This is a genomic window from Caballeronia sp. LZ032 (assembly GCF_031451315.1).
Taxonomy (GTDB): Bacteria; Pseudomonadota; Gammaproteobacteria; order Burkholderiales; family Burkholderiaceae; genus Caballeronia.
Window position 1 is genome coordinate 1,063,676 of the sequence record NZ_JARUXP010000003.1, and the last position, 25,846, is coordinate 1,089,521.

At 65.9% G+C, this 25,846-nt stretch carries 24 protein-coding genes and 1 pseudogene; 4 read left to right on the top strand and 21 right to left on the bottom strand.

The window, feature by feature from the left end; translation table 11 throughout:
* Positions 1 to 185 precede the first annotated feature (185 nt).
* Positions 186 to 441: pseudogene (locus QCE69_RS26265) on the bottom strand (helix-turn-helix domain-containing protein); the annotation flags it as partial.
* A gap of 198 nt (positions 442 to 639) precedes the next feature.
* Here QCE69_RS26265 and QCE69_RS26270 point away from each other — a divergent pair.
* The gene (locus QCE69_RS26270; protein WP_309933813.1) at positions 640 to 2,010 is read left to right on the top strand and encodes a DUF308 domain-containing protein; all 1,371 of its coding nucleotides are present in this window, start codon (positions 640 to 642) and stop codon (positions 2,008 to 2,010) included.
* 13 nt (positions 2,011 to 2,023) lie between these two features.
* On the opposite strand, the gene QCE69_RS26275 is transcribed toward QCE69_RS26270, so the two are convergent.
* The 3 genes from QCE69_RS26275 to QCE69_RS26285 all read right to left on the bottom strand — a co-directional run bounded on the left by QCE69_RS26275 (position 2,024) and on the right by QCE69_RS26285 (position 4,640).
* Entirely contained in the window at positions 2,024 to 3,238 is a 1,215-nt protein-coding gene (locus QCE69_RS26275) for an NYN domain-containing protein (protein ID WP_309933815.1), read from the bottom strand.
* Positions 3,239 to 3,315: 77 nt separating this feature from the next.
* Complete coding sequence (locus tag QCE69_RS26280) at positions 3,316 to 3,705, bottom strand: cupin domain-containing protein (RefSeq protein WP_309924550.1); 390 nt, start codon at positions 3,703 to 3,705, stop codon at positions 3,316 to 3,318.
* Positions 3,706 to 3,800: 95 nt separating this feature from the next.
* On the bottom strand, positions 3,801 to 4,640 hold the full coding sequence (locus tag QCE69_RS26285; RefSeq protein WP_309933816.1) for an AraC family transcriptional regulator: 840 nt from the start codon (positions 4,638 to 4,640) through the stop codon (positions 3,801 to 3,803).
* Positions 4,641 to 4,787: 147 nt separating this feature from the next.
* Here QCE69_RS26285 and QCE69_RS26290 point away from each other — a divergent pair, with 147 nt between their 5' ends.
* Positions 4,788 to 6,950 carry a hypothetical protein gene (locus tag QCE69_RS26290; RefSeq protein ID WP_409021234.1) on the top strand — a complete coding sequence of 721 codons (2,163 nt, stop codon included), beginning with the start codon at positions 4,788 to 4,790 and terminating at the stop codon, positions 6,948 to 6,950.
* Between the two features lie 9 nt (positions 6,951 to 6,959).
* Here QCE69_RS26290 and QCE69_RS26295 read toward each other — a convergent pair whose 3' ends face one another.
* The 12 genes from QCE69_RS26295 to QCE69_RS26350 form a co-directional block, all read right to left on the bottom strand.
* Positions 6,960 to 7,367, bottom strand: a complete 408-nt coding sequence (locus QCE69_RS26295) for a polyketide cyclase (protein WP_309933817.1) — start codon at positions 7,365 to 7,367, stop codon at positions 6,960 to 6,962.
* Positions 7,368 to 7,374: 7 nt separating this feature from the next.
* Positions 7,375 to 9,024 (bottom strand): chromosome partitioning protein ParA, encoded by a 1,650-nt coding sequence (locus QCE69_RS26300; RefSeq protein WP_309933818.1) that lies wholly within the window; start codon positions 9,022 to 9,024, stop codon positions 7,375 to 7,377.
* A gap of 233 nt (positions 9,025 to 9,257) precedes the next feature.
* A complete protein-coding gene (locus QCE69_RS26305) occupies positions 9,258 to 9,578 on the bottom strand; it encodes a DUF4148 domain-containing protein (protein WP_309924578.1) in 321 nt (106 codons plus the stop codon).
* 193 nt (positions 9,579 to 9,771) lie between these two features.
* Complete coding sequence (locus QCE69_RS26310; protein WP_309924585.1) at positions 9,772 to 10,152, bottom strand: VOC family protein; 381 nt, start codon at positions 10,150 to 10,152, stop codon at positions 9,772 to 9,774.
* 52 nt (positions 10,153 to 10,204) lie between these two features.
* On the bottom strand, positions 10,205 to 11,056 hold the full coding sequence (locus tag QCE69_RS26315; RefSeq protein ID WP_309933819.1) for an amidohydrolase family protein: 852 nt from the start codon (positions 11,054 to 11,056) through the stop codon (positions 10,205 to 10,207).
* Between the two features lie 23 nt (positions 11,057 to 11,079).
* Positions 11,080 to 12,729, bottom strand: coding sequence for a class I adenylate-forming enzyme family protein (locus QCE69_RS26320; protein WP_309933820.1), 1,650 nt, complete (start codon positions 12,727 to 12,729; stop codon positions 11,080 to 11,082).
* A 68-nt stretch (positions 12,730 to 12,797) separates the two neighbouring features.
* Positions 12,798 to 13,886, bottom strand: coding sequence for an ABC transporter ATP-binding protein (locus QCE69_RS26325; protein WP_309924623.1), 1,089 nt, complete (start codon positions 13,884 to 13,886; stop codon positions 12,798 to 12,800).
* Between the two features lie 34 nt (positions 13,887 to 13,920).
* Positions 13,921 to 15,510: an NAD(P)/FAD-dependent oxidoreductase gene (locus QCE69_RS26330; protein WP_309933822.1), complete on the bottom strand. Its 1,590-nt coding sequence runs from the start codon at positions 15,508 to 15,510 to the stop codon at positions 13,921 to 13,923.
* Between the two features lie 17 nt (positions 15,511 to 15,527).
* A complete protein-coding gene (locus tag QCE69_RS26335; protein WP_309924644.1) occupies positions 15,528 to 16,379 on the bottom strand; it encodes an ABC transporter permease in 852 nt (283 codons plus the stop codon).
* The gene (locus tag QCE69_RS26340; protein WP_309924655.1) at positions 16,376 to 17,209 is read right to left on the bottom strand and encodes an ABC transporter permease; all 834 of its coding nucleotides are present in this window, start codon (positions 17,207 to 17,209) and stop codon (positions 16,376 to 16,378) included. Before QCE69_RS26340 ends, QCE69_RS26335 begins: the two co-directional genes overlap by 4 nt.
* A 16-nt stretch (positions 17,210 to 17,225) precedes the next feature.
* Positions 17,226 to 18,305 (bottom strand): ABC transporter substrate-binding protein, encoded by a 1,080-nt coding sequence (locus QCE69_RS26345; RefSeq protein WP_309933824.1) that lies wholly within the window; start codon positions 18,303 to 18,305, stop codon positions 17,226 to 17,228.
* Positions 18,306 to 18,341: 36 nt separating this feature from the next.
* A complete protein-coding gene (locus QCE69_RS26350) occupies positions 18,342 to 19,835 on the bottom strand; it encodes an aldehyde dehydrogenase (RefSeq protein WP_309924674.1) in 1,494 nt (497 codons plus the stop codon).
* Positions 19,836 to 19,977: 142 nt separating this feature from the next.
* Between QCE69_RS26350 and QCE69_RS26355 the strand changes: the two genes are divergently transcribed.
* Complete coding sequence (locus QCE69_RS26355; protein ID WP_309924683.1) at positions 19,978 to 20,874, top strand: LysR substrate-binding domain-containing protein; 897 nt, start codon at positions 19,978 to 19,980, stop codon at positions 20,872 to 20,874.
* Positions 20,875 to 20,892: 18 nt separating this feature from the next.
* Here QCE69_RS26355 and QCE69_RS26360 read toward each other — a convergent pair whose 3' ends face one another.
* The 3 genes from QCE69_RS26360 to QCE69_RS26370 are packed head-to-tail and all read right to left on the bottom strand — an operon-like array spanning position 20,893 to position 23,770.
* Entirely contained in the window at positions 20,893 to 22,158 is a 1,266-nt protein-coding gene (locus QCE69_RS26360; RefSeq protein ID WP_309933826.1) for a patatin-like phospholipase family protein, read from the bottom strand.
* A 27-nt stretch (positions 22,159 to 22,185) separates the two neighbouring features.
* Positions 22,186 to 22,968, bottom strand: coding sequence for a 3-hydroxybutyrate dehydrogenase (locus QCE69_RS26365; protein WP_309933828.1), 783 nt, complete (start codon positions 22,966 to 22,968; stop codon positions 22,186 to 22,188).
* Between the two features lie 25 nt (positions 22,969 to 22,993).
* Positions 22,994 to 23,770: an acetoacetate decarboxylase gene (locus QCE69_RS26370; RefSeq protein ID WP_309933830.1), complete on the bottom strand. Its 777-nt coding sequence runs from the start codon at positions 23,768 to 23,770 to the stop codon at positions 22,994 to 22,996.
* A 335-nt stretch (positions 23,771 to 24,105) separates the two neighbouring features.
* On the opposite strand from QCE69_RS26370, the gene QCE69_RS26375 reads away from it, so the two are divergent.
* A complete protein-coding gene (locus QCE69_RS26375; protein ID WP_309817394.1) occupies positions 24,106 to 24,288 on the top strand; it encodes a hypothetical protein in 183 nt (60 codons plus the stop codon).
* 70 nt (positions 24,289 to 24,358) lie between these two features.
* Here QCE69_RS26375 and QCE69_RS26380 read toward each other — a convergent pair whose 3' ends face one another.
* Positions 24,359 to 24,916 (bottom strand): hypothetical protein, encoded by a 558-nt coding sequence (locus QCE69_RS26380; protein ID WP_309933831.1) that lies wholly within the window; start codon positions 24,914 to 24,916, stop codon positions 24,359 to 24,361.
* Between the two features lie 11 nt (positions 24,917 to 24,927).
* Positions 24,928 to 25,779, bottom strand: coding sequence for an oxidoreductase (locus QCE69_RS26385; RefSeq protein WP_309933832.1), 852 nt, complete (start codon positions 25,777 to 25,779; stop codon positions 24,928 to 24,930).
* Positions 25,780 to 25,846 lie beyond the last annotated feature (67 nt).

Consider the following 25,846-nt stretch of genomic DNA (forward strand, 5'->3'; position numbering starts at 1 on the left):
TGCCATTCGATCGTGGCGGTGGCCTTCGACTGCCGCTCGATCAGCTTCACGGCCGCGCGCCGTTCGCCCGCCTGCGCCACGTTGCGCCGGAACGGCGGCGCCTCGATACGCAGGCCGTTCAACTGAAAGATCGTACGTGCCCATGGATTGAGGGCGATTGCCGGTGCGGCCATGGACCGTCGTGAATGCGCCTGCGAGCGGAATCCGCAACCCGGCGCGACGTCGAGCATGCTGTGCCGCGACGTGCGCAACAGCGCCTGCGCACACTCGACGCGCTTCTGCAACAGGAACTCATGCGGGCGCATGCCCGTCGCGCGCCGGAACTGCGCGGCAAAATGCATGCGCGTGAGGCCGGTGCTCGACGCGATATCGGCCCAGATGCGCATCGACGAATTCCGCCACGCGCTTGATGCGCCATTGCGGCAACGCCGACGGCACCCGTCCTTCGGCAGCCGAGGCACGCTGAACCCTTCCGATCGAAACCGGAACCGATTGCCGCCGTCATCGAAGACGCGTTTTCCTCTGCGCATTCGCCGCGCTTGCCGCCTGCACCGTCGATGCCTTATATAAGGAGTGGCCGCGCCTGCCCTACGCGCGGCCGCCCCGTACAGGACATGAATGATCAGACGGAGGAACGCGATGGTTCGTCTCGTGATGATTCTGCTTGGCGTCGACTATCTGCGCTCCCGCTGGCGTTCGCTGCTGACGCTCGGCTTCCTCAGCATCCTGCTGGGCGGCGTCATCTTCACCGATGCGCTCGACGGCTCGCTCTACTTCCCGATCATCCCGTTCGCGCTGCTGATGCTGCTGGAAGGACTCGCGACGCTGGCCGTCGCGTGGACCGGCATGGGCGGACAGCGCACGCTGCGCTACGTCAAGGGCGCGACCTTCTGCTTGTCGGCGCTGCTCGTGCTGATTGGCGGCGAACACGGCAACTTCGCGCTCTCGCTCATCTTCGGCACGCTGTTTCTCGTCGATGGCGCGTTGCAGATCATCTCCGCGCGCGTAGTCCGGTATCGCCGCTGGCGGCTGGCAGCCGGTATCGGCGCCGTCGAGATCGCCATTGCAATCTTTTTCTATCAGCCCTATCCGGATCACTATGCGGGCACGGTGGCCTATTGCGTCGCGTTCGGACTGTTCTTCGCGGGCTGGAACATGATCCTGCTCGCATCGCGGGTGCGCGGCATGGCGGCGAACCCGGCCGCCGAAGGCGCCGTGCAGCGCGCGACGCAGAAGCCGACAAGCACGCCCTCGTTCGCGAACGCCGTCTACGACGGCCCGCCCGCGGCCGACGAAGCGGCCTTGACCGTGCATGTGTGGACGCCCGTCGGCACGGCGAAGACGCAGGCGAAACGGCAGTTGATCGTGGACCGCTACATTGCAGCCATCGACAGGAACGGCACCATCTCCACCGGCCACGCCGCGCTGGAAACGCCCGAGGGCGTGTACATCAGCCTGTATCCGGCGGTGGAGATCGATCGCTCGCCGAACGAATTCTCGCGCACGCTGCGGGCCACGCGCGAGAACGATGTCCCTGGACTCTTTCAACCCGACTACGCGACCGAATCGACGGCCTGGTGTCCTTCGACCCAGCAGGTCCGCATCCGCAATTACGATCCGCAACGGCTGGCGCGTTTCTGGGACGAGTATCGGCGCGACGCAACCTACAACCTCACTTATCGCAACTGTTCGAGCACGGTGGCGCGGGCGCTGGAGGCGGCGATCGAAGGGGCATCGGCGCGCGTGTGGGGTACGGGCGCCGGATGGCGGCCGCTGGTGCGCATCATGACGACGCCCGAGCTATGGGTGGCCGCGCAGGTGCGCAAGCGCGCCGCCACGATGGCCTGGACGCCCGGCCTCACGCTGGACTACGCGCGGGCGCTCAGCATGCTGGCGGATCCACGTCCGTCGGGCTGGGTGAAGATGGCGCGCATCGCGCTGGCGACGATGTACCGCTCGCGGCAGCGCTGGCGCGCCGAGGAACATGCGGCGGCGCGCCACGGGTCGTGACTCGGCCCGATGCTTATTGCTCGACGGGCTTCTCTTCGGACTTGCGCGAGCGTCGCGCGCGTGACGGCGCGCGAGACGACGATTTGCGCGAAGACTTCTTGGCGGGCGCGGGTTCCTCGACGGGCGCGTCAGTCGGCGGCGCGCTGGCTTCGGGTGCTTGTGTTGCGATTGGCGCTTGCGGCGCTTGCGGTGCTTGCGGCGTTTCCGCCACCGCCTGCCGCGCGGCGCTCTTGCGCGTGCGACGCGGCGCTGCCGCCTTCCTTTTCTTCGCCTTGCCTGCGCCTTCGGCCGTTTCAGCCTCGCTGACCGGAAGCGCTTCGTCCGCTTCCACCGATACGTGCGTCACCGGCGACGGCACCACCACCGGCTCCGCCTGCGTCACTGCCGGAACCTCTGCCGGACGGACATCGGCGGAAACCGCCACCGCCGAACGGAACACGAACGCGCCGGACTTGTCGTCGCGTCCGACTTCCAGCAGCCCGCGCGATTGCGCTTCATCCAGCAGATTGCCGAAGGCCTTGAAGCCATACTGGGTTTCGCTGAAACCCGGCTTGCGGCGCTTGATCGCGCTCTTCAGCACCGACGCCCAGATCTTGCCGCTCTCGCCGCGCTCGGACGCGAGCGCCTCGAAGGTTTCGACCGTGATGGCGATTGCCTGCGATTTGCGCGCCTCCGTTTCCTGCTTCGGCTCCGATGCGCGCTTCGGCTCGCGCGTTTCGCGCGACTCGCGCCGGGCGGCTGCGCGTTGCTGCTCGCGGACGAGGTCGTCGTAAAAAATGAACTCGTCGCAGTTCGCGACCAGCAGGTCCGACGTGGAATTCTTCACGCCGACGCCAATCACCTTCTTCGCGTTCTCGCGCAGCTTCGAGACGAGCGGCGAGAAGTCGGAGTCGCCGCTGACGATGACGAAGGTATCGACGTGCGACTTCGTATAGCAGAGATCGAGCGCGTCGACGACCAAGCGGATATCCGCCGAATTCTTGCCCGACTGCCGTACGTGCGGAATCTCGATCAGCTCGAAACTGGCTTCGTGCATCGACGCCTTGAAGCTCTTGTAGCGATCCCAGTCGCAATACGCTTTCTTGACGACGATGCTTCCCTTCAGCAACAAGCGTTCGAGCACGGGACGGATGTCGAACTTGTCGTAATTCGCATCGCGTACGCCCAGCGCGACGTTCTCGAAATCGCAGAACACCGCCATGCTGACGCTTTCCTGAGGTCCAGCCATATGGTTCTCCGGCCTGTGCGGCACATTTTGCAATGCGCACATGATAGCTTGCCGGCGCGGTTCCAGAGGCGGGCGCGTCAGATCCAGAGATCGTTGGGCACGGTGCGGTCGCTGGGTGCATCGCCGGTGTTCACCACGCCGCGCGGTTCGATCAGCATGATCTTCACCTCGCTCGCGGCAAACGGCTTGTGCTCCACGCCCTTCGGCACGACGCCGATTTCGCCCGCGCGCAGCGTCATCGCACCGTCCCGGAAGTCGATGCGCAGTTCGCCTTCGAGCACGATGAAGGTCTCGTCGGTATCCGCATGACGATGCCAGACGAACTCGCCTTCGAGCCGCGCGACCTTGAACTGGTAGTCGTTCATTTCGGCGATCACGCGCTGTTGCCAGAAGCCGTCGATGCGGCGCGCCTTGTCGAGCGGATCGATGGCGATGCCTTGTCCGCGTGTGGAGGGAATGGCCTGCATGATGTGACTCCGTGCTGTCGTGAATATGAACGGAGCCTACTGTGCGCGCATCCGGCGGCGAGGTCTTGAACGATCGTGCAGGCGTGCGATGCCCGTCAACGCTGCGGTGCGATGGCCCGCCAGCGCGCGGGCGGCATGCCGTAGGCGCGCGTGAACTGGCGCGTCATGTGGCTCTGGTCCGCGAAACCCGCCTGCGCGGCGACGTCGGCGAGCGGCGCGCCGGCGAGCATCAGGCGGCGCGCGAGGTCGAGCCGGCGCAGCGTCAGGTAGCGATACGGACTCGTGCCGTAGAACTTGCGGAAATCGCGCGATAACGCGAAGCGGTCGCGCCCTGTCACGCGTTCGAGTTCATCGAGTGTAATGATGCGGTCGCAATGCGCGTGCAGGAAGTCATGAGCGCGCACGGCGCTTGCGTAGTCACCGGTGTCGTCGGCGAATCGCGTGCCGGAAGCCTGCGCGAGCGCCAGCGCCAGTTCGGTGAGCGCATCGTGCCGTTCGAGCGGTTCGAGCGGTGGCAACGCGCCTTCCGTACGCTGCAAAAGGGCTTCCGTGGCGCGGGACACGCGCGGGTCGGTGGTCAGGCCGCCGTCGATGAACGGCAGCGCGCGGCCGCCCAGCACGGCCTGGATGAGCGCCGGATCGACGTACAGCATGCGATAGCGAAAACCTTCGCCGGTGCCGGCCTGGCCGTCGTGCGCTTCGTCGGGATGCAGGACCATGGTTTGTCCCGCGATGCTGTTGCGCAGGCCGCGCCGGTAATTGAAGCTCTGCACGCCGGCCAGCGTGCGGCCGATCGCGTAGGTATCGTGCCGGTGCATGCCGTACGCCTTGCCGCCGAACCAGGCTTCGATGCGCTCGATGCCCTCGCCCGGCACGGCCCGCCGCACCCAGTCCGACCGCTTGTCCTTGCCGCGTCCATCCATGTCCATTCCCATCTCAACGCTCGCGCCGATGTCCGGTCCAAATCCGAGTCGAATACTAGCCGATGCGCACCGGATCCGTGCTTCGGCGTCTCTGTCTCAAGCATCGCTTCAGCGCGCCGACAAGCAGACTGGACGCGACATCGAGCAAAGGAACACGCAATGAAACGCTTGACTCTGCTTCTGGCCTGCCTCGTGGCGAACTCTGCGCTTTCCGGCCCGCTCGCTTATACGACCTCATGGCTCGGCAACACCTGGGGCTACGGCGACGGCAAATGGATGCAGCAGGACATCCAGGCGCTGCACGTCGCCGCCGACGGCACCGTCTACACGAACTCGCCGTGGGACGAAAGCGGCGCCGAGATCGCGGCGTATCGCAACGGCGACCGCCTTGCGGTTGCCGGCGCGACGCATGGCTGGGGCGCAGCGGGCGGCGACGCCGTGACGTCCAACGGCGCGTATCTTTACGCGGCGATGTCGATCGGCAATCAGAACGGCGGCCTCACCGGCGCGGACTATCCGCCGAATGGCTATACCTGGTTCGGCATCACGCGCCGGTCGACCGGCAATATCGCGCAGGGCGCGCCGTTCGCGGGCGGCGTGGGCAACAGCGCGAATGCGTCGAAGAACAGCTTTCTGATCGTCGATACGGTACCCGCCGGCACCGATGCCGGCATTCGCGGACTGGCCGCGAACGACACCGAGCTGTTCGTCGCCGATCAGTACGCGAACCGCATCATCGTGTTCGATGCCGTGACGATGCGCCGCAAGCGTTCATTCGACGTGGCATCGCCGGGACGCATGGCGCTCGACAGCGACGGCTCGCTCTGGGTCATCACCGGCGCGCTGACCGGGCAGCCGGCCATCGCGCACTATGCGGCGAGCGGCGCCCTGCTCGGCGGCGCGCCCGTGCTGCCGGCCGGCACGGTGCCGGCGGATATCGCGATCGCGCCATCGGGCGATCTGTATATCGCCGACATCGGCCCCGGCCAGCAGATTCTTCCGTACCGCAAGACCGCATCGGCGTTTCAGGCGCTGACGCCGGTCGGCACGCTGAACGGCGTGAGTCATGCCGTGCCCGGAACCATCGAGCCGGGCCGCTTCAACTTCATCACGGGCATCGGCTTCGACGCCGCGGGCAACCTGTACGCGGGCCAGAACGGCGAAGGCCCGCGCGCGCTGAATTCGGCGTCGGTCGGTTCGGGCGCGGTCCTGCAAGCCTTCAAGGGAACCTCCCGCGCGTTGCTGTGGGAACTGGACGGCCTCGTGTTCGTCGACGGCGCCGACTTCGATCCCGGCGCGCCCGACACCATCTACACCGGTTCGAAGATCTTCACGATGGACTGGATCCAGGCGCCCGGCAAGCAGTGGAAATACGCGGCCTACACGGTGGACCGCTTCGCGTATCCCGACGATCCCGAACTGCATATCGGCCGCGACGTGCGCGGCGAGCCGATGGTGCGGCGTCTCAACGGCAACCGCCCGTATCTCTACACGCTCGATCCTTATTCGCACGAGTTGTACGTGCATCGCTTCGACGCGGCTCACGGCAAGATCGCGATTCCATCGGGCATGTTCGCCGAGAGCTTCATCTCCGGCGGCTATCCGGCGAACCAGCCGGCCTATGGCGAATGGCTGTGGCGCGACCTGAACGGCGATGGCCGGATGGACGATGGCGAATACACCGGCAATCCGTCGACGGGCAGCACGGTGGGCAACAGCTTCATCTGGGTCGATACGGCGGGCGCGGTGTGGTTCGGCACGCCGACGAGCGGCATCCGGCAGATGCCGATACAGAGCTTCGACGCGTTCGGCAATCCGGTCTATGCGTACGCCGCGTCGAAGACTTACGCGATGCCCGCGCCGTTCACGCGCATCGGGCGCGTGCTGTATGTCGCGGCCACCGACACGATGTATGTCTCGGGCTTCACGCAGAACATCCCTTACGATGCTTCGCGCTGGAAGGAAGCCGGCCCGGTGCTCGCGCGCTACGACAACTGGAGCGGCGGCGCGCCGGTCATGACCTGGTCGATCGCGCTGCCATGGAATACCGCGAGCACGCCGCCCGTGACGACGGTCGGTCTCGCGACGGCGGGTGACTATGTGTTCGTCGCGGAGCTGTACACGCAGAAGGTCGATGTCTACGACGCGCGCACCGGAGCGGCGGTCGGCGTGATGACGCCGGGCGCCAATGTCGGCGGGACGAGCGGCTATGTGGACGTGGAACTGGGTATCAGCGCGACGCGCCGGGCCAATGGCGAATATGTCGTGCTGGTGGAAGACGACGCGCGCGCGAAGATTCTTGTGTACCGGTGGACGCCTTGAGGATGAAGGCTATGCCGAACCATGACGCGCGGCGAGCGTGGCGAGGTCGCGGCGGACCCAGTCGGCATCGGCGGCGAATTGCTCGTCGGACATGCCGGGCTGCTGGAACAGCGTCAGCAGCACTTCCGCGCCCGCGCCGTTCGGAATCACGCGCAAGGGCATGGTGATTTCGTGGCCGTCGGGCAGCGTCACCTGATGATCCATTACGCCGAACGCATTGTGCGCGGTGAAGCGGATCAGGACGTCGCCCTCGGGGGCGCGTGCGCGCCAGTGATCGCCCTCGGCTTCGAGCGTCGATTGCGCGAGTCCCGAAGCCCAGGTCGGAAAGACTTCGGGACGCCAGATCGCCTCGTAGAGTTCGCGCCAGTCGCGCGCGATGGACACACTAAGCGTCGTGGCGTGCATCGTCGCGCTCATGGCCGTGTCAGCCTTCGATCTTCGACATGACCGCCGTCGCCGGATCGTAGCGATAACCCTTCTGCGCGAGCTGTTGCGACATCTTGTCTCCAATCAGCTTCTGCTGCGCCTCGCGGAACACGAGTTCATGATCGGGTTTCATGCGCTCCAGTTCCACCGCGAGACGTCGCATGAGCGCGACTTCGCCGGTGCTGCGGGCATCGATGAAGAGGATTTTTTCGTTGGCCACGTCGAGACGCTGACGCAAGTCCTTGGCGTACGTGACCCACTGCTCCGCGTTGCTGCGCAGTTCGTCGTAGGACTTCGAATGCGCCTTGGCCTGTGCGGCGACCTGACGCTGCAGCGACGCCAGTTCCGACTCTTCGCCCTGCTCTCTTTCGACGAGACGCCGCGCGAGTTCGGTGGCGTTCTTCTCGGCGGTTTCGGCGCGCTCGCGCAGGGCCGTGACCTCGTTCGACACGCGCGCGAGTTCGGCGCTTTCCGTCGTCCGCTCTTCGGTGATGCGGTTGAATTGCGTGCGCGCTTCTTCGAGTTCGCCTTGCAGGCGGCTCACCTGCTCGCGCTGCGCCGAGGCTTCCTCGCCACGCGCGGACGCCGCTGCGCGTTCCGCCGTCAACGCGGCGCGCGCTTCGCTCAGTTCGGCTTCGAGGGCGGCGATGCGCTGGAGCGTTTCGCTGGCGCGCGCTTCGGCGGCTTGCAGCTGGGCGCTGGCTTCGTCGGAACGGACTTGCGACGACTGGCTGAGCGTCGCGTGGTCCTGGCGAGCCGTGTCGCGTTCCTGCGCGATACGCGTCAGTTCTTCGTCCTTGCCGGAGATGAGCGCTTGCAGGTTCGCATGCTCCTGACCGATGCGAGCAATTTCCTCGTCCTTGCCCGATACCAGCGCCTGCAGGTTCGCATGCTCCTGAGCGATGCGCGCGATTTCCTCGTCCTTGCCCGACATCAGCGCCTGCAGGTTCGCATGCTCCTGACCGATGCGCGCGATTTCCTCATCCTTGCCCGCAACAAGCGCCTGCAGGTTCGCATGCTCCTGACCAAGGCGCGCGATCTCGTCATCCTTGCCCGCGAGCATCCCGCTGAGTGTCTCGTTCGCGCGGCGCTGTTCTTCGAGCGATTCCTTCACCGCCTGCAATTGCGACTGCTCCATCGCTGCGCGCGCCTCGATCGCCTGCAAGCGCGCGCTCGCCTGCGAAAACTCTTCCTTCAGCCGCGCCGCCGCTTCCTCCGAAGCACGCAGGCGGCTGTTGGCTTCCTCGGCTTCCCGTCGATAGCTCGCGGCTTCGTCTCCGGATTTCTGAATTTCGGCGAGCGCCTCGTCGCGGTCCGAAAGGGCTGTCGCGAGCCGCTGGCTCACCACGCTCAGATGCTGCCCGGACAGGCGTTCGGTTTCGTCGCGCGAGACCGTCCACAGCCGCCGCGCCACGTTGACGAGCGTTTCGGCGAGGTCGTCGGGCAGGCCGCTCGGGGCCTGCTGCGGCGGCACCTCGGGCTGACGCGCCTCACGCCAGCGTTGCAGGCCGGCCGCGATCGCGACGATCGACGCGCCGGGCAGCTCTGCCCGGACGGTCAGCGGGGAAACCTTGCGGCCTTCTTCGGTGAGCCGAGCGGCGATGGACGCGATCTGCTCGTCGGTGATGGTGTCTACGTCGTTGGGCATATGCGCCTCGAAAATCAGTGGCGTCGCACGCAAGAGTCTGCGATGCGTTGTTACATTTGGCGAATTCGCCGCCGGAGGACATGGATGATACCGATTTTCCGTGAAGCGCTTGCGGTGTGGACCCGGTTCGGCGGTGCGCGACGCGGCTTTTTGCTGGTCCCGACATGCATCGAGCCCGGACGGCATAGGCCGTCCGGGCTCGAAGAAGAACGGCTGGATACCGCCAGGAACGCTTACGGCCTGGCGTACACCGAACCGAGGCCGATGACCGTCGTATCGCCCGAAGCGGCATTGGAGCGCGCGCCCGACACCACGCCGGTATCCGCCACCGCGCCGTATGCCGAACTGCCTTTCGCGGCGTTCAGCCGTGCTTCGGCCGCCTGGATGTTCTGCGGATATTGCGTCTGGTCGCTTGCCGGATCGTAGCCGGCCTGTTGCAGTTCGACGAGTTGCGCCCGGACTTCGGCACGCGTCAGCGGCTGGTTCGACTGCGCGAACGACAAAGCGGGAAGCGCGACAGCGGCGGCGACGATCAGCGACGAGATGAGTTTCATGACTTACCTCCAATGGATTTGTTGGGAAGAGCCTGTTGTGATCCGCTGTGTGTTTCGGATCGTTCGGGCCTGGAGGTATTTGAACTGCGGGACGTATCTGCCGTGTTTCGCCGACGGGCGGTTGTGAATCGACGTGTATCGTCGCGACGGGCGGATACAGTGAGATACAAAAGGACGGCGGCGATTCAGCCGTTCACTGCGTCGCCACCCACCAGGTAGTGCCGGCGGCGTCGCGAAAACCGCCGCGCAGATCATCGTCGTCACGCTTGCGGCCGGGCGCCTGCACGCTTTCCGCGCCCTGCCGCAGCGCGCGCTCGTAGACCGCCTGCGCATCGCGCACGTACACATGAACATGCGTTCCCGCCGACACCTGCCCGGCCGCCCCGCCGCCGATCATCACGATACTGTCGTCGATGCGCACTTCCGCGTGCATCAGCGAGCCATCGGGCCGGTCGAAGCGGCGCACGAGCGCCGCTTCGAACACCTGTTCGAGGAAGTCAATGACTTTCTCCGCCTGCTCGCACACCAGATACGGGCTCACCGACGGATACGACGCGGGTTTCCATTCGCTCATGACTGCTCCTTTCGCGCGAAGAAGAGCCGTCAGCGTAACGCAAAAACCGCCGTCACAAACCGAGATAAGCCAGCGCGTTATGGCAGCGCCAGTCCTCGCGAACTTCGTCGGCCATCTCCAGCGCATCGAACTCTTCCAGCGCGCGTTCAACAGGCATCATCGGAAAGGCGGAGCCGAAGATCATGCGCTTCTTCAGCACGGTCCGGCCGTATTGCAGCAAGGCTTCATAGCCCGAATGCGCGGTGGCCAGCAGCTTCGGACGCACCGCCACCGTGCCGATCCACACGCCCGGATGCCGCCACGCCACCGCCAGCAGTTCCTGCACCCATGGCCAGCCCGGCGGCGACGCGCACACGCGCAGGCCGGGATACGCCATCATCACCCGGTCGAGCGCGGCCGGATGACCGTACATCATCGACGTATGGGTGGAAAAGTTCGCGCCGCAATGGATGTTCACCGGCACGTCCAGTTCCACGCACTTCGCATACAGCGGAAACAGCAGCGGGTCGTCGATGGCCAGCCGGTGTTCGAAGCCCTGCACATTGAGGCCGCGCAGGCCGAGCTCGCGCACGGCGGTCTCGAACTCGGCGACGGCCGTCGCGCCCGCATGCGGATCGACACCCGCGAAACCGATATAGCGCTCGCCATGCTTGCGGCAGAACGCGGCCACATCCCCGTTCGATATCTTCACGCCGAACGTGCTGGTCAGGTCGCGCGCCTTGAGCACCACGTGCCGCGCCTGAAGCCGCTCGTAGATCGCGAGGTAGTCGGCGAGCGGATCGTGACACACGGTGCTGGCCGCCTGCGCCTCGGTGCCCTGATACACGCGCCGGTAATTCGACAGATGGTCCGCAGGCCCGTTGAACTGCAACACGGGCGGACGACTCGAAAAGTCCACGAACATGAGAGACTCCTGCACAAATCAGGTCACCGCCAGCGCGCTTCCTGGCGGTCGTAGGTGTTCACGAAGGGATCGGCCGTCTCGGCAATCAACCGCTTCTTGGCGATCTTCCTCGAAGGCGTGCGCGGAAAATCGCCTTCCATGTACTGGAGATAACGCGGCACCTTGAACGCCGCGAGATGCCGCGCGCAATGCTCGAACACGGCAGCGGGCGTCACCTCCGCGCGCGTGAAACCTTCGCGCAGCTTCAGATACGCCTTCACTTCCTCGCGACGCAACGGATCGGGCACGGGCACGACGGCAGCTTCGTCGATGGCGTCCATGCTGCGCAGCACGGTCTCCACTTCCGTCGCCGAGACGTTCTCGCCCGCGCGCTTGATCATCTCCTTGATGCGGCCGACGATGTAATAGAAGCCGTCGGCATCGCGCCGGAACAGGTCGCCGGTGCGGAACCAGTCGCCGTCGAAACTTTCGGCGTTGGCTTCGGGCCGCTTGTAGTAGCCCCACAAAATACCGCGTCCGCGTATCCACAATTCGCCGACTTCATCGACCTGCGCGGGGCTGCCGTCTTCCCGGCGAATCTGCAGCTCGCGGAACGGCGCGGGCAGGCCGCAGGTGCGTTCCAGCGCTTGCTCGCCCGCCCACGCCGGCACCAGCGCGCCCGTCCCGACCTCGGTCATGCCGAAGCCTTCACGCGCGATCACGCCGAAGCGCGCCTGCACTTCCTCGCGCGCCGGCCGGGTCCAGCCATAGATGCTGATGTACTTCAGGCACACGGCGGCATCGCCCGGACCGCGCGGATGCTGGCTCAATGCCGGCTCCGGAAAGATGCAGTAGTGAATGCGATAGTCGATCAGCCAGGACATGAAGCGCGTCAGGCTCATGCGCTCCGCAATGTAGGCGGTGCCGCCGAGCTTCAGCGTCATCAGGAACTGCCACAGCGGGTCCATGTAGAAGAACGGCGCCCAGATCAGCACGTTCTCGATGCCCGCGTCCGCGCCCCGGCGATGCCGCGCCGCGCCGTGGCAGTGGATCATCCAGTAGTCGTGGCTCAGCATGCAGCCCTTCGGGAAACCCGTGGTGCCGGAGGTGTACTGGAGGTTCAGCAGATCGTCGCGGGAGACATGCGCCGGCGCCGCGAAGTCCGCGCGCCCCGAAGCCAGCAGCGTTTGCCATTGCAGCAGGTCGGCGCGCGCGCCGTACGCTCCGCTCACGATCACGCGTTCCCATGCCAGCAGTCCGGGCAGTGCGTCGAAGCCTTCCAGGCGCGGGACGTATTCCTCATCGATCACGAGATACTGGACGTCGGCGTCATCGAGCACGAAGCGCATTTCATCGCGCGTGTAGGCGGTATTCACCGGCACCATCACCGCGCCGATGCGCCCGAGCGCGATCCACGTCACCGGGAACTCGGGCGCGTTCTTCAACATCAGCGCCACGTGACAGCCCTTGCGCACGCCGCGCCTGACGAGCGCATCGGCAAGCTGCGACGCCGCGCGATCGAGTTCGGCGTAGGTCATGCTGACCCCGCGCTCGAACCACACGGCCGCGGTCTTGCCGCCGTAGAGCGCGGCCTGCTCGCGCACGAACTGCCCGAGCGACTCGGGCAACGCGAGCTGTTCCTGCCGTTTTCGACGGACGAGTTCGTCCTCCACGGTCGGCGACTGTGTTGTCATCGTGTTCTCCTGAAACCCATCCTCGTAGCGCGGCGCACTGCACGCCGCGGGTCTGGCCCCGGCTGACGCTAGTCCTGCGCGATCACCTGACAATCCTCCGGCGCCCAGTCGAGCATCACCGGCGCGCCCCGCGCATGAGCCGCGCCGTGCCTGCCGCCCTGCTGCTGCACGACGATCTGCATGTCGCCCGGCAGGCGCACGTGATGGCGCACCACGCTGCCGAGCGTGATCGAATCTTCGAGCGTGCCGGCGTGGCGCGGCTCCCGTTGCGCCTCTTCGCCGGATGCGGCCGGCATCATCCGCACGCTCTCCGGACGCACCAGCAACTTGACCGCCGCGCCGCGCGACACGCCGTTCCCCCCGCGCGCCGCGCGCAGCATGCCGAGCGCGGTCGACACCACGATGTGCTCGCCGCCGCTCTCCTGCACCGTGCCCGCAATCAGGTTCGCCGTGCCAATGAAGCTCGCCGCGAACGCCGTCCGTGGCGCGCGATACAGCTCGTCGGGCGTCGCGATCTGCTCGACGCGTCCTTCGTTCATCAGCACGATGCGGTCGGACATCGAGAGCGCCTCGTCCTGATCGTGCGTCACGTTCAGCATCGTGATGCCGAGCCGCGCATGCAGCCGGCGAATCTCGAACTGCATCTGTTCGCGCAGCTTCTTGTCGAGTGCGCCGAGCGGTTCGTCGAGCAGGATCAGCGCCGGGTTATAGACGATGCAGCGCGCCAGCGACACGCGCTGCTGCTGCCCGCCCGAGAGTTCCTTCGGCTTGCGCGCGGCCAGGTCCGGCAGGCGCACCATGTCGAGCACCTCGTGCACACGGCGGCGGATCTCGTCCTTCGGCACTTTGCGCACGCGCAGCGGAAACGCGATGTTGTCGAACACGGTCATGTGCGGCATCAGCGCATAGTTCTGGAACACCATGCCGAGGCCGCGCGCGCTCGGCGGCGCGTTCGTGATGTCGACGCCGCGCACGAAGATCTGCCCCGACGAAGGCTTCACCATGCCCGCGATCAGATTGAGCAGCGTCGTCTTGCCCGAGCCGCTCGGCCCGAGCAGCGTGACGAATTCGCCCTGCTTCACGCTGAAGTCCAGCGGCGCGAGCGCCTGCACGTCGCCGTAGCGCCGCGAGACCTGCTTCAGTTCGATCATGTTCATCGTCGGAATCCGCTGTTCGTTGCTTCGTTGCCGCTCAATGCCGCTCGCAGCGCATCACGACCTGCGCCGCGTTGTGCCCCGGCACCCCCGTCACGCCGCCGCCGGGATGCACCGACGCGCCGCATTGGTAAAGCCCTTTGACCGGCGTCCGATAGTCCGCCGCGCCGCGCACCGGGCGTCGGAAGAAGATCTGGTCGGCGCTGAGTTCGCCGTGATGCACGTGGCCGCCCGGCAGCGCAAAGATCCGTTCGAGATCGACGGGCGACAGCACCTGTGCCGCGTCGATGCATTCGCGAATGTCAGGCGCGTACTGCGCCAGCGTATCCAGCACGATCTCGACCAGCCGCTCGCGCTGCGTGTCCCACGATCCTTCGCGCAACGCATAGGGCGCGTGCTGGCCGAAGATGCTCATCAGATGCTTGCCCTCGGGCGCGACACCCGGATCCACCACGCTCGGACTCATCACGACGAGCGGCGGATGCGGCGCGATCTCGCCATACTTGGCGGCGTCCCACGCGCGTTCGAGATACTCGACCGACGGCCCGATGCGCACCTGCGCCGGGTAATCGAAGCCGGCCGCGCGTGCGTCGAAGTCCTTGAAGACGGGCAGGCGATTCAGCGCGAGATTGACCTTGAACGCCGTGGAACGGTCGCGGATCTGTGCGACGCGCGTGCGGAATTCCGCCGGCACATGCTCCGCGCCGACCAGTTGCTGGAACAGCACCTTGGTCGCGACATTCGAGATCACGCAGCCCGCCTCGATCAGTTCGCCCGATGCAAGCCGCACGCCGGTCGCGCGCTCGCCCTTCACTTCGACCGAGGCCACCGGCGCATCGCAGCGCACTTCCATGCCGTGCGCCTTGCCCGACGCGGCAATCGCCTCCGAAATCGACCCCATGCCGCCGCGCACGAAACCGGCAGGACCGGCGGGCGTCGTGTGATCGCGGATGAAACCGCGCAGCAGCACATACGCCGATCCCGGCGAGCAGATGCTCGTGGCCGCGCCGCCGCAGGAGGCGTAGAAGCCCATCGCAGTGATCATCTCGTCGGATTCGAACCAGCGCGCGAGGTAGTCGCGCGCGGAAAGCGTCAGCACGTCGTAGAGGTCGTAGAAGCGCTCGCCCATGTCCCGGAAGCGCCACGCAAAGCCGAGCAGACGGCTTCGTGCGGCGAGCGCGCCATCGGCGGGATCGGGCGGGATTTCCCACAGCATGTCCGCCACCAGCTTGCCGAGCTTCGTCATGTGCGCGCGATACTTGCTGTAGGCGTCGGCGTCCTTCGCGCTGAAGCGCGCAATGTCCTCGAACAGACGCGGACCTTCCGCGCGCACGATCAGGCTGCGCCCGTCGTCGTACAGGTGTGTCATCGGCGGCGGCACGATGATCTCGTAGCCATGCTTCGCCAGTTCCAGTTCCTCGATGATGCGCGGTTGCAGCAGCGCCATCGTGTACGACGCCACCGACACGCGATACCCCGGCCACACGGCCTCGCTGACCGCCGCGCCCCCCGCCAGCCCGCGACGCTCCAGCAGGCACACCTTGAAGCCCTTGCGCGCGAGATAAGCGCCGCAGACCAGGCCGTTGTGGCCCGCACCGATGATCACCGCGTCGTACTGGTTCGCCATGATGGTTGTCAGAGAAATTATTCGGCGGGCGCGTCGCGCCGTTGCAGGGCCATGATGCCGAGACACACGGCGAGCGAGACAAGCGTCAGCAGCGTCGATACCGCCGCCAGCACCGGCGACACTTCCCAGCGGATCGCGCTGTACATCTTGACCGGCAAGGTGGTCGTCTGCGGGCCGGAGATGAAGTACGCGACCACGACTTCATCGAAGGACAGCAGGAACGCGAACAGCACGCTCACGGCCACCGACGCACGGATCTGCGGCAACACCACCTGGAAGAAGATGCGCACGCGGCTCGCGCCCATCAGCATGGCGACCGCTTCGAGCGCCGGGTCCGCGTGCTTGAGCCCCGACCCCACCGCGATCACGACGAACGGCACCACCAGCACCGCATGCGCCAGCGCGATGCCCCACACCGTGTTGACCAGCGCCAGCATGGAAAACTGCTTGTAGATGCCGAGGCCCAGGACCACGACGGGAATCAGCATCGGCGTGATCGCGAAGGTTTCCAGCACGCGGCGGCCGGGGAAACGTCCGCGCGCCAGCGCATACGCGCCCGGCACGCCCACTGCCACGGAAATCGCCGAGGCCAGCAGCGCGACCATCACGCTCGTGAGCGCCGAGCCCCACCACGCGGGATCGGTCAGGAAGCGGTGGAACAGTTCCAGCGAGAAGGTCTTCGGCGGAAAGCTCAGTTCGTTGCCGCCGCCGAACGACACCGGCACGACCACGAGACTCGGCAGCAGCAGGAACAGATAGCCGCACCAGCCGCCGAGCGCGCCGAGCACGCGCCACATGCCGCGAAAATCACGGCGGCGCGGTTCCGGCACCGCAAAGTCCTTGCTGACACGGGCGGCGGTGGACGTCATGCGAAAGCCTCCTGGCCGCGCTGCACGCGTCCGAGCAGCGCGATCAGCACGCCGGACAGCACGAGCAGCATCATCGCGATGGACGCGGCGAGCGTCCAGTCGAGCGTCTGCCGCGTGTAGAAGTCGATCAGGTTGGCGAGCATCATGTCGCGCGGTCCGCCGAGCAGTGCGGGCGTGATGTACATGCCCATCGAGAGCGTCAGGCACATCAGCACGCCGGCGATCACGCCGGGCATCGAGAGCGGCAGCGTGATGCGCGCGAAGATCAGCCACTGGCCCGCGCCCATCATCTCCGCCGCGAACTTGAGGTTGCGGTTCTGCGCGGTGAGGCTCGTCAGGATGGGCAGCACCATGAAGGGCAGCAGATAGTTGCTCATGCCGATCACCACGCCCGTACGGTTGAACATCAGATCCGGATGCCAGGCGTCGCCGCTGATCCATCCCGCCAGCTTTGCGATGATTCCCGCGCTGCCCAGCACCACCGTGAACGCATAGCTCTTGACGAGGATGCTGGTCCAGAACGGCAGCATCACCATCACGAGATACGGCGTGCGCTTCGACGCGGGCAGCCGCGCCAGATGCAGCGCGACGATATAGCCGAGCACGAGACTCGCCACCGTCGCGGTCACGCTGATGACGAGCGTATTGCCGAGCACGCGATGAATCAGCGGATTGCTCAGCACCTGCGCATAGCCGCGCAGGGTGAAGCCGTTCTCCCAGATGCTCGACCAGCCCACCAGACCGAGCGGCCAGAGAAAGAACACCGCGAGCAGCCCGTAGAGCGGCAGCAGCATGACGATGACGGACTTCAGGTTCAGCGAGTAGTTCATCGCGCGCGCCGGGGGCTCAGGTCAGCATCCAGGTGGTGAAGCGGTTCTGCAGCGCATCGTAGTGATCGCCCCACCACTGGTCGTTGATGACGATGCTGTTCGCATCGTGCATGTCCGGCATGCGCGCCTTCGCGGCGGCCGAGACCAGCGGCATCGCGGCGGCCGTGTTAGGCGCAAATTCCACCAACTCGCAGAACGCCGCCTGCCGGTCCGGACGCAAACAGAACGCCACGTACTGCATCGCGGCCTGCGTGTTCTTGCCGTACTTCGGCACCGCAAGATATTCGAGGCTGTTGAGGGTTTGCTTCATCGACATCTGGATGGACGTGCCCGCGCGCTGGGCCGGCAGCACGCGGCTCAGATAGGTGTAGGTGAAGTCCAGTTCATTGCTGGCTATGAGCGTCACGGTTTCCGGCGTGGTCTCGATCCACTTGCGCACCGCCGGCTTGATGCGGTCCATCGCCTTGAAGGCGCGTTCGACGTCGAGCGGATAGAGCTTGTCGGGCGCGACGCCATCGGCGAGCAGGGCCATCTCCAGATTCTCGCTGACGCGCGGACGCAAACCGCGCCGCCCCGGATAGCTCTTCACGTCCCAGAACTCGGCGTAGGTGGTCGGCGGCTTGCCGCTGCGCTTCGGATCGAAGCCGATGCCGCCCGCATACGAATACGTGCCGACGAAATCCGCCCCGGTCTTCGTGATGAGGCCATCGGTCTTGACGATCGCCGGATCGAGCTTTTCCCACATGCCCTGGCGCGAGCCGGTGACGATCTGCGGCCCGATGCTGTCGAACACGTCCCATGAGACGTTCTTCGACTCAACCTGCACCTTCATGCGCGCGAGGTCCGCGCTGTTGACGAGCGTCACGGCGATGCCGGTCTCCTTCGTGAACGGCTCGGCGAACGCGCCGCGAATCGCGGCTTCGTAGGCGCCGCCCCAGCAGGTCACGGCGATGCTCTTCGACTGCGCGCGCACGATGGCCGGCGCGCCGAGCAGCGCGGCCCCGGCGAGCGCGCCCGCCTGTTGCAGGAATACGCGGCGCGCGGGCGCCGGGGCGTCGGCTTCGGCTTCGGGTTGCTGCGGGACTTGCGCTTTCATGTCGGTCTCCCAGAGTGGTCGGGTCGGGGCGATGCTTTATCCGGCGATCCAGATGGCCTTCCAGTCCATGTATTTGTCGAAGGCGTGCATCGACTTGTCGCGGCCGAAGCCGGATTGCTTGAAGCCGCCGAACGGCGACGACATCGTGCCGCGGTCGAAGCAGTTGACCCACACCACGCCCGCCTTCAGCTGACGCGACACCTGCTGCGCGCGCGTGATGTTCGAGGTCCAGACGGCGGCGGCTAGGCCGTAGATGGTGTCGTTGGCGATGCGCACGGCTTCCTCCGGCGACTCGACGGTGATCGCCGCCAGCACCGGCCCGAAGATCTCCTCGCGCGCGATCCGCATGGTGTTGCTGACCTGGTCGAAGACGGTCGGCTCGATGAAGAAGCCGCCCGATTCCGCCCGCGCCGCGCGGCCGCCCGCGATGACCTGCGCGCCATCGGCCCGGCCGGCGTCGATATACGACATCACCGACTCGTGCTGCACCTGGCTCACGATCGCGCCCATCTTCGTGGCGGGATCGAGCGGATCGCCGGGCACGAGATCGCGCGCGATGGCCGCGACCTTCTCCAGCAGTTCATCGCGCACGGCGGCGTGGACGATCAGACGCGAGCCCGCATTGCACACCTGTCCGCTGTTGGCGAAGATGCCCGCCGCGACGGCGCGCGCGGCGGCGTCGAGGTCGGGACAGTCGTCGAGCACGATATGCGGGCTCTTGCCGCCGCATTCGAGGCCCACGCGCTTGATGTTCGACTGTCCGGAATACTGCATGAACAGCTTGCCCACAGCCGTGGAGCCGGTGAAGCCGACGGCATCGACGTCCATGTGCAGGCCGAGCGCACGCCCCGCCGTCTCGCCGTAGCCCGGCAGCACGTTGAGCACGCCGGGCGGCAAACCCGCTTCCGCCGCGAGCGCGGCAATGCGGATGGCGCTCAGCGGCGACTGCTCGGCGGGCTTCAGGATCACCGAATTGCCCGCAGCCAGCGCCGGGCCGAGCTTCCAGCTCGCCATGGACAGCGGATAGTTCCACGGCACGACCGCCGCCACCACGCCGAGCGGCTCGCGCACGATCATCGTGGTCATGTCGGGGGCGGCGGGCGCGGTTTCGCCATAGAGCTTGTCGATGGCCTCGCCGTACCACTGGATGCAGGTCGCCGAACTGACGATGTCGCCGTTATAGGCGTTCGCGATGGGCTTGCCGACATCGAGCGATTCGAGCAGCGCCAGTTCCTCGCGATGCTCCATCATCAATTGCGCGAAGCGCAGCATCACGGCCTTGCGCTCGGCAGGCGCGCGGCGCGACCAGACGCCCGTTTCGAACGCGCGCCGCGCGCTGGCGACCGCCACGTCCACGTCCTCGCTGCCGCACTCGGCAATCTCCGCGATAACCCTGCCCGTGGCCGGATTCACGGTGGCGAAGGTCTTGCCGGAGAGCGCGGACACGTATTGCCCGTCGATGAACGCCCGCCCCTCGGGCCGGAGTGACTCGGCGCGTGCGCGCCACACCGTTGCGTCGGGAATGCTCACAGCAAGGCTCCTTGAATGTCAGTTCGATTGGCTCATGCGTTCATGCGACTGAAATCAGTGTACGGTTTCAAAAGTATGAAAACCAATACATTCTGCTAAGCTTGTTCCTGCCGAAAAGTTATACCTTTTCCCGGTGCCCGCCATGCTCAAAGTGCGTCATCTCGAGATCTTCCGTGCGGTCGTGAAGGCCGGCAGCGTGTCGGCGGCCGCGCGGCTGCTGTATGTGTCGCAGCCCGCCGTGACCAAGACGCTGCGCATGCTTGAAGAAGAGATCGGGCTCACGCTCTTTCTGCGCGTGAAAGGCCGGCTGGTCTGCACGCCCGAGGCCGAGGCCATCCTGCCGGAGATCGAACGGCTGTTCGGCAGCGTGCAGTCGATTGCGGAAACGGCGCGCGAGATCCAGCAAGGACAGCGCGGCTCCATTCGCGTATCCACCGTGTCCATGCTCGCCACCACCATCGTCGCGCGGGCGGTCGGCGAGTTTCGCGAGACGCATCCGTCTGTCGAATTCGATATCCGCGCGCTGCCCACGCGGCATGTCGTCGAATACGTGAACAACAATCAGGCGGACTTCGGCATTCTCGATGTGGCCGCGCCGTCAGGCACGCTCGAAGTGGAAGAGTTTTGCAGCGCGGAGCTGCGCTGCGTGATGCGCGCCGGGCATCCGCTGGCGGATCGCAAGACCGTGACGCCGCGTCTGCTGGACGCCGAAATGCTCGCCACCTTCGGCGAGGACACGCTGACCGGCTGGCGGCTGCGCGAGGCGTTTCGCGCGCAAGGCAGGAGTTTTTCGAGCGCGTTCGTCTCGAACAGCACGCCGGTGCTGTGCGCGCTGGTGCGGGAGGCCAATGCCGTCGCGCTGGTCGATCCGTTCGCGCTGATGGGCCGCTCGTTCCCCGATCTCGTCTCGCGACGCTTTTCGCCGGCGGTGCCCGTGGAGCCGCGGTTCCTGTTCGCGCCGGGCAGGCCGAGATCGGTGATCGTCAATCAGTTCGTCGCACAGCTGAAGGAGACCGCCGCGCGCATGGCGGCGGGCTGAGGCGCACTTTCTCGTGGTTCAGGCGTCGGCCGGAACGTCGTCTTCCAGCGGCTTCGACACCGCTTTCGGCAACTCGGCCACGGCTTGCGGCGCGGCCTCGAAGCGATGCACGTCGTGCGTGACGAAACCCAGGTCGTGACTCGGAATCTCGAACCATTCCGGATGGCCGAACGACCGCCGGATATCTTCGAGTCCGCTCGCCCAGTGCTCGTCCATCGTGTCGTTGCTGAACTCGTAGTCCTTGTAGTGGCCTTCGAAGAACTTGTTCTTGTAGATCAGATGCACGATGTTTACGGCGCCGCCGTCCGCGACCTTCTGCGCCTCGCGCAGCAGCGGATGCGAACGCCGCACCTTCTCCGGCACGTGTTCGAGCAATTCCTTGATGAGCCGCGCGTGCTTCTGATTGTGCGAGACGAAATCGGTAATGGCGCGGGTGCGGCTCGAATACTGGATGTCCTTGGTGCGCTCGCTCACGTCGAGGAAATCGCCCGGCAAGGTGCCGCGCGCGCTCCACAGATCCACCTGGAACACCAGCGTGTCCTTGTGCTGGCTCTCGCGGATGATCTCCGTCAACGGCGTGTTCGAGACCAGCCCGCCGTCCCAGTAGAACTCGCCGTCTATCTCCACCGCCGGAAAACCCGGCGGCAACGCGCCCGAGGCCATGAAGTGCTCGGGCGCAAGACGCATTTTGGTGTTGTCGAAGTACACGAGATTGCCCGTGCGCACATTCACCGCGCCCACTGACACGCGCATGTTGCCGTCGTTGATGCGGTCGAAGTCGGCGAACTTCAGCAGCGTCGCGCGCAATGCCGAGGTGTCGTAATAGCTGACATTGCTCGGGAGCTTCGCCTGCGCGTCCGGAAAGAGCGCCGGCACCTGCACGCGCGGCGAGAAGATGCCGCGCTGGCCCTCGGTCAGCGCACGCGCCGCCGCCCACATGCTCGAAAACGTCCGGCCCATGTTCGCGAAGCCGAACGCGGCGGGCACGAACGCGCCCACGTGCCCGATCAGGTCCGCCGGCTGGCAGATGGTGTTCCAGAAGCCGCGCAGCGCCGCCACGCGGTGTTCAGGCGCATTGCCCGCGACGATCGCCGTATTCAGCGCGCCGATGGAAATGCCCGAGGTCCAGCTCGGCTCGACGCCCACCTCGGCCAGCCCTTCGAATACGCCCGCCTGGTAGGAACCCAGCGCGCCGCCGCCTTGCAGCACGAGACAGACCTCGTCGTAGTCCGGCAGCGCGACGTGGTTCGCCTGCGTGAGTGAGTTGCGTTGACTGCGGCGCATGGATTCTCCTTGTCGTTGTGCTCGTTTTTATTGCATGAACCAGCCGTGACTCACGACCACCGACTGCCCCGTCAGCGCGTTCGATTCGAAGCCTGCGAGGAACGCGACCGTGTTCGCGACATCGGCGACGGTGGTGAACTCGCCATCGACGGTTTCCTTCAGCATGACGTTCTTCACGACTTCTTCCTCGGAGATGCCGAGCGCCTTCGCCTGTTCGGGAATCTGCTTCTCGACGAGCGGCGTGCGCACGAATCCGGGGCACACCACGTTGGCGCGCACGCCGCGCGGGCCGCCTTCCTTCGCGACGACGCGCGCCAGACCCAGCAGGCCGTGCTTCGCCGTGACATAGGCGGACTTCAGCTTCGACGCTTCATGCGAGTGCACCGAACCCATGTAAATGATCGAGCCGCCCTTGCCCGACGCGTACATGTGCTTGATGGCGGCCTTGGTCGTGAGGAACGCGCCGTCGAGGTGAATGGCGAGCATCTTCTTCCAGTCCGAGTACGCGTACTCCTCGATGGGCGCGACGATCTGGATACCCGCGTTCGACACCAGCACGTCGATGCCGCCAAGCTTGGCCACCGTGTCTTCGATGCCCGCGTTCACCGCTTCCTCACCGGTGACGTCCATGGAGACCGCGATCGCCTTGCCGCCTTCCGCGACGATGCTGTCCGCCACCTTCTGCGCGTTCGCGAGGTTCAGGTCGGCGATGACGACAGCCGCGCCGTCAGCGGCGAGCTTGCGTGCCGTCTGTTCGCCGATGCCGCTTGCAGCGCCCGTGACGAGCGCGACTTTTCCTTGCAGTGCCATGTGCCTGCTCCTTAATCGATGAGAGTTATTGATTGACCGCGAGCTTCAGTTCGCCGGGGGCGAGATAGTCGTAGGCGACTTCGCCGATGTCCAGCGTCAGGTTCGCGATCACGTGCCGCGCGCCGACCACCTTGCGCACCGGCAGATCCGCGACCGGCGCGAGCGCGTGCGCGTTGAGTTCGAGCGCGGCCGGGCCTTCCCATGCGCCGAGCACGCTGACGTCGCGCAGGAAGAAACGCACCAGTTCGCACACGCGCGCCGTGCCGTCGACGTGCGGCAGCACTTTCAGCAGATAGTTGGGCGTGTCGGCGAGCTTCTTGCGTTCGGTTTCGGGATCGAGCGGACGATACTTGTAGCCCATCGTGCCTGTGGCAATGCGCTGCGTGCCGTAGTCGAGCGTGCCGAGCAGCGTGTCCTTGCCATCCACCGAAAGACGCGGCGACGCCAGCTTCTTCGGAAAGCCCCAGATCTCGCGGCCGCCCGCGATCGGGCCTTCATCGTCGAGATACATTGCATGGGTGTAGCTGGCCTTGGCGCCGTCCGGATCGATCACCGAGATCACCTGGCCGCTCTCGGTGTAGTCGCCGAAACCGGATGAATCCGGCATGCGAATGAATTCGTAATGCACGAGGGCACTGTCGACTTCGAGCGGCTCCGGCACCACGGCGCGCAAGGCATCGAGCTCCGTCTCGTACGAGATGATGAAGTACTCGCGATTGAGGAAGCGGAACGGCGGACGCGGATACGCCGGGTTATGCACCGGCATGGCGAAAGCGTTTCGGCGGATATCGTCTTCTTTCACTGGATCGTCCCTGAGTTGAGAGCAGGCACGATAGTAGATGCAGAACATGACAGTTGTCGCGGACCACCGGCAGCTTGATGACCCTCAGGCCAGCAGTGCGAACCGACAAAAGTTTTGTCGCTTCAAGAGCTTATGGATACCTACTGGATGATTGCATTTTTTTGTGCAATATACTGTTGCCTGAGCGCGCGGCCATCTCCAGGCGCCGCGCGGTCGCATGAGCGCCGGATTTCATGGTTGCGGTAGTGCTTGTGGTCTTGTATTTTTCGGAACGCAACGCGGCGGGACATGCGTTGCATGCAGGTTCAGGCCATCTCCTAAAAAGCGAGTCTCCGATGAAAACGTCTTTGAAGAAGTCCCTCGTGCTCCTGGTGCTGGCGGCTTTTGCGGCGCCTACTCTGACTTACGCTGCTGCGGATTACCCGGACAACAAGCCGCGTCCCGCGTATCACAAGAAGGGACAAAAGCATAAGCACCACAAGAAGTCGTCGACGCCGCCCGCCGCGCCGGCACAGTAAAGCTTCCTTTTTGTCATGGAAGCACGCACGTCCGCATCAGGACGTGCGTGCTTTTTCGTTTCTGCCGGTTTCAATCGTTCGACCTGAGCCGGGCGCGCATGGCATCGAGCCGCGCGGTGTCGATACGGCCGCGCGTCGCCATCACTTCCAGCGCCTGCAACGCCAGCGATGCGCCGTGGATCGAGGCCGCTTTGGCGTCGGCATCGAGTTCGAGGGCCGTGCAGCGTCTCGCGGCATGCGTGCGCCAGATTCTCCGCGACGCAAACAACGCCAGCACCACGCCGATGCCCGGCGCACTCACGCGCCACAGCTCTTCCTCGGGCGAGGCCGCGAACAACACGCACGGCACCGACAGCAATGCCGCCGTGAGCAGCATGGCCCGCGCGAGGTCGAAGAGCATGGTCCTGCGCTGCGTCGCATGACCGACTTCATGCGCGATCACCACATTCAGCAGCGGCTCGGGCAAGGCGAGCGTGGCGGCGTCGATCTCGATGCGGTTGAACAGCGCCTCGTAGCACGGCCCGCCGCCGCGCGTCACGAAGCACACGCGCGGCGGTGCGACGTGCAGCACGGCGGCGTCGGCGGCGATCAGCGCGCGGACATGGGCATGAGCTTCGTGCGGGTTCATCTACGGGTGCTTCAGCTCGGGTTGTCGGTCCAGGCGCTGCGTTCGTGCCACGTGTCGATCTCGGCCGTGAGGCGGGCAAGCTTGCCGCGCACCAGTTCGAGACCCGGACCGCCGAGCACCAGATGTCCCGGCGGCTCGGCCGCGGTCACCGCCTCGATGATTACCTGCGCGGCGCGCGCCGGATCGCCCGGCTGCCTGCCGCTGCGTTCCGCGATCGCCGCGCGCCGCGTGCCCGCGCCTTCGGCGTAGTCGTCGATGGAATGACGCGTCTGCTTCAGCGAGCGACCCGCCCAGTCCGTACGGAACGGACCAGGCTCGACCGCCGTCACCTTGATGCCGAGCGTCTCGGTCTCGCGTGCCAAGGCCTCGCCGAGACCTTCGAGCGCGAACTTGGTCGCCGCGTAATAGCCGCTGCCCGGATTGCCGACCAGCCCGCCCACCGACGTGATATTGACGATGTGTCCCGAGCGCCGCTCGCGCATGCGCGGCAGCACGGCGCGGATCATCGCCGCCGCGCCGAAGAAGTTCGCTTCGAACATGGCGCGCACTTCGTCATCCTCGCCTTCTTCCACCGCCGCGAGATAGCCGAAGCCGGCGTTATTGACGAGCACGTCGATCCTGCCGAAGGCTTCATGCGCCTGCGCGACGGCGGACTGGATTTCATCTGCACGCGTGACGTCCAGGCGCACCGCGATGGCGCGGTCCGCGGCACGCGCGACGAGATCCGCGACGCTGTCGGGGTTGCGCGCCGCGACCACCGCGCGCCAGCCTTTCTCGATGACCGCGGCGGCCAGTTCACGGCCGAAGCCGGTCGAGCAGCCGGTGATGAACCAGACAGGGGTATCGCTTGACGATGCGGACATTGCGCTTCTCCATGGGATGCGCGCGGCGCGGTCAGGGTGCGGTCATGCAAGTGCGCGCACGCGGCTT

Coding starts and splice junctions, on each gene's coding strand:
- QCE69_RS26270 (WP_309933813.1), top strand. CDS start 640: ATGGTTCGTCTCGTGATGATTCTGCTTGGCGTCGACTATCTGCGCTCC.
- QCE69_RS26275 (WP_309933815.1), bottom strand. CDS start 3,238: ATGGCTGGACCTCAGGAAAGCGTCAGCATGGCGGTGTTCTGCGATTTC.
- QCE69_RS26280 (WP_309924550.1), bottom strand. CDS start 3,705: ATGCAGGCCATTCCCTCCACACGCGGACAAGGCATCGCCATCGATCCG.
- QCE69_RS26285 (WP_309933816.1), bottom strand. CDS start 4,640: ATGGGAATGGACATGGATGGACGCGGCAAGGACAAGCGGTCGGACTGG.
- QCE69_RS26290 (WP_409021234.1), top strand. CDS start 4,788: ATGAAACGCTTGACTCTGCTTCTGGCCTGCCTCGTGGCGAACTCTGCG.
- QCE69_RS26295 (WP_309933817.1), bottom strand. CDS start 7,367: ATGAGCGCGACGATGCACGCCACGACGCTTAGTGTGTCCATCGCGCGC.
- QCE69_RS26300 (WP_309933818.1), bottom strand. CDS start 9,024: ATGCCCAACGACGTAGACACCATCACCGACGAGCAGATCGCGTCCATC.
- QCE69_RS26305 (WP_309924578.1), bottom strand. CDS start 9,578: ATGAAACTCATCTCGTCGCTGATCGTCGCCGCCGCTGTCGCGCTTCCC.
- QCE69_RS26310 (WP_309924585.1), bottom strand. CDS start 10,152: ATGAGCGAATGGAAACCCGCGTCGTATCCGTCGGTGAGCCCGTATCTG.
- QCE69_RS26315 (WP_309933819.1), bottom strand. CDS start 11,056: ATGTTCGTGGACTTTTCGAGTCGTCCGCCCGTGTTGCAGTTCAACGGG.
- QCE69_RS26320 (WP_309933820.1), bottom strand. CDS start 12,729: ATGACAACACAGTCGCCGACCGTGGAGGACGAACTCGTCCGTCGAAAA.
- QCE69_RS26325 (WP_309924623.1), bottom strand. CDS start 13,886: ATGAACATGATCGAACTGAAGCAGGTCTCGCGGCGCTACGGCGACGTG.
- QCE69_RS26330 (WP_309933822.1), bottom strand. CDS start 15,510: ATGGCGAACCAGTACGACGCGGTGATCATCGGTGCGGGCCACAACGGC.
- QCE69_RS26335 (WP_309924644.1), bottom strand. CDS start 16,379: ATGACGTCCACCGCCGCCCGTGTCAGCAAGGACTTTGCGGTGCCGGAA.
- QCE69_RS26340 (WP_309924655.1), bottom strand. CDS start 17,209: ATGAACTACTCGCTGAACCTGAAGTCCGTCATCGTCATGCTGCTGCCG.
- QCE69_RS26345 (WP_309933824.1), bottom strand. CDS start 18,305: ATGAAAGCGCAAGTCCCGCAGCAACCCGAAGCCGAAGCCGACGCCCCG.
- QCE69_RS26355 (WP_309924683.1), top strand. CDS start 19,978: ATGCTCAAAGTGCGTCATCTCGAGATCTTCCGTGCGGTCGTGAAGGCC.
- QCE69_RS26360 (WP_309933826.1), bottom strand. CDS start 22,158: ATGCGCCGCAGTCAACGCAACTCACTCACGCAGGCGAACCACGTCGCG.
- QCE69_RS26365 (WP_309933828.1), bottom strand. CDS start 22,968: ATGGCACTGCAAGGAAAAGTCGCGCTCGTCACGGGCGCTGCAAGCGGC.
- QCE69_RS26375 (WP_309817394.1), top strand. CDS start 24,106: ATGAAAACGTCTTTGAAGAAGTCCCTCGTGCTCCTGGTGCTGGCGGCT.
- QCE69_RS26380 (WP_309933831.1), bottom strand. CDS start 24,916: ATGAACCCGCACGAAGCTCATGCCCATGTCCGCGCGCTGATCGCCGCC.
- QCE69_RS26385 (WP_309933832.1), bottom strand. CDS start 25,779: ATGTCCGCATCGTCAAGCGATACCCCTGTCTGGTTCATCACCGGCTGC.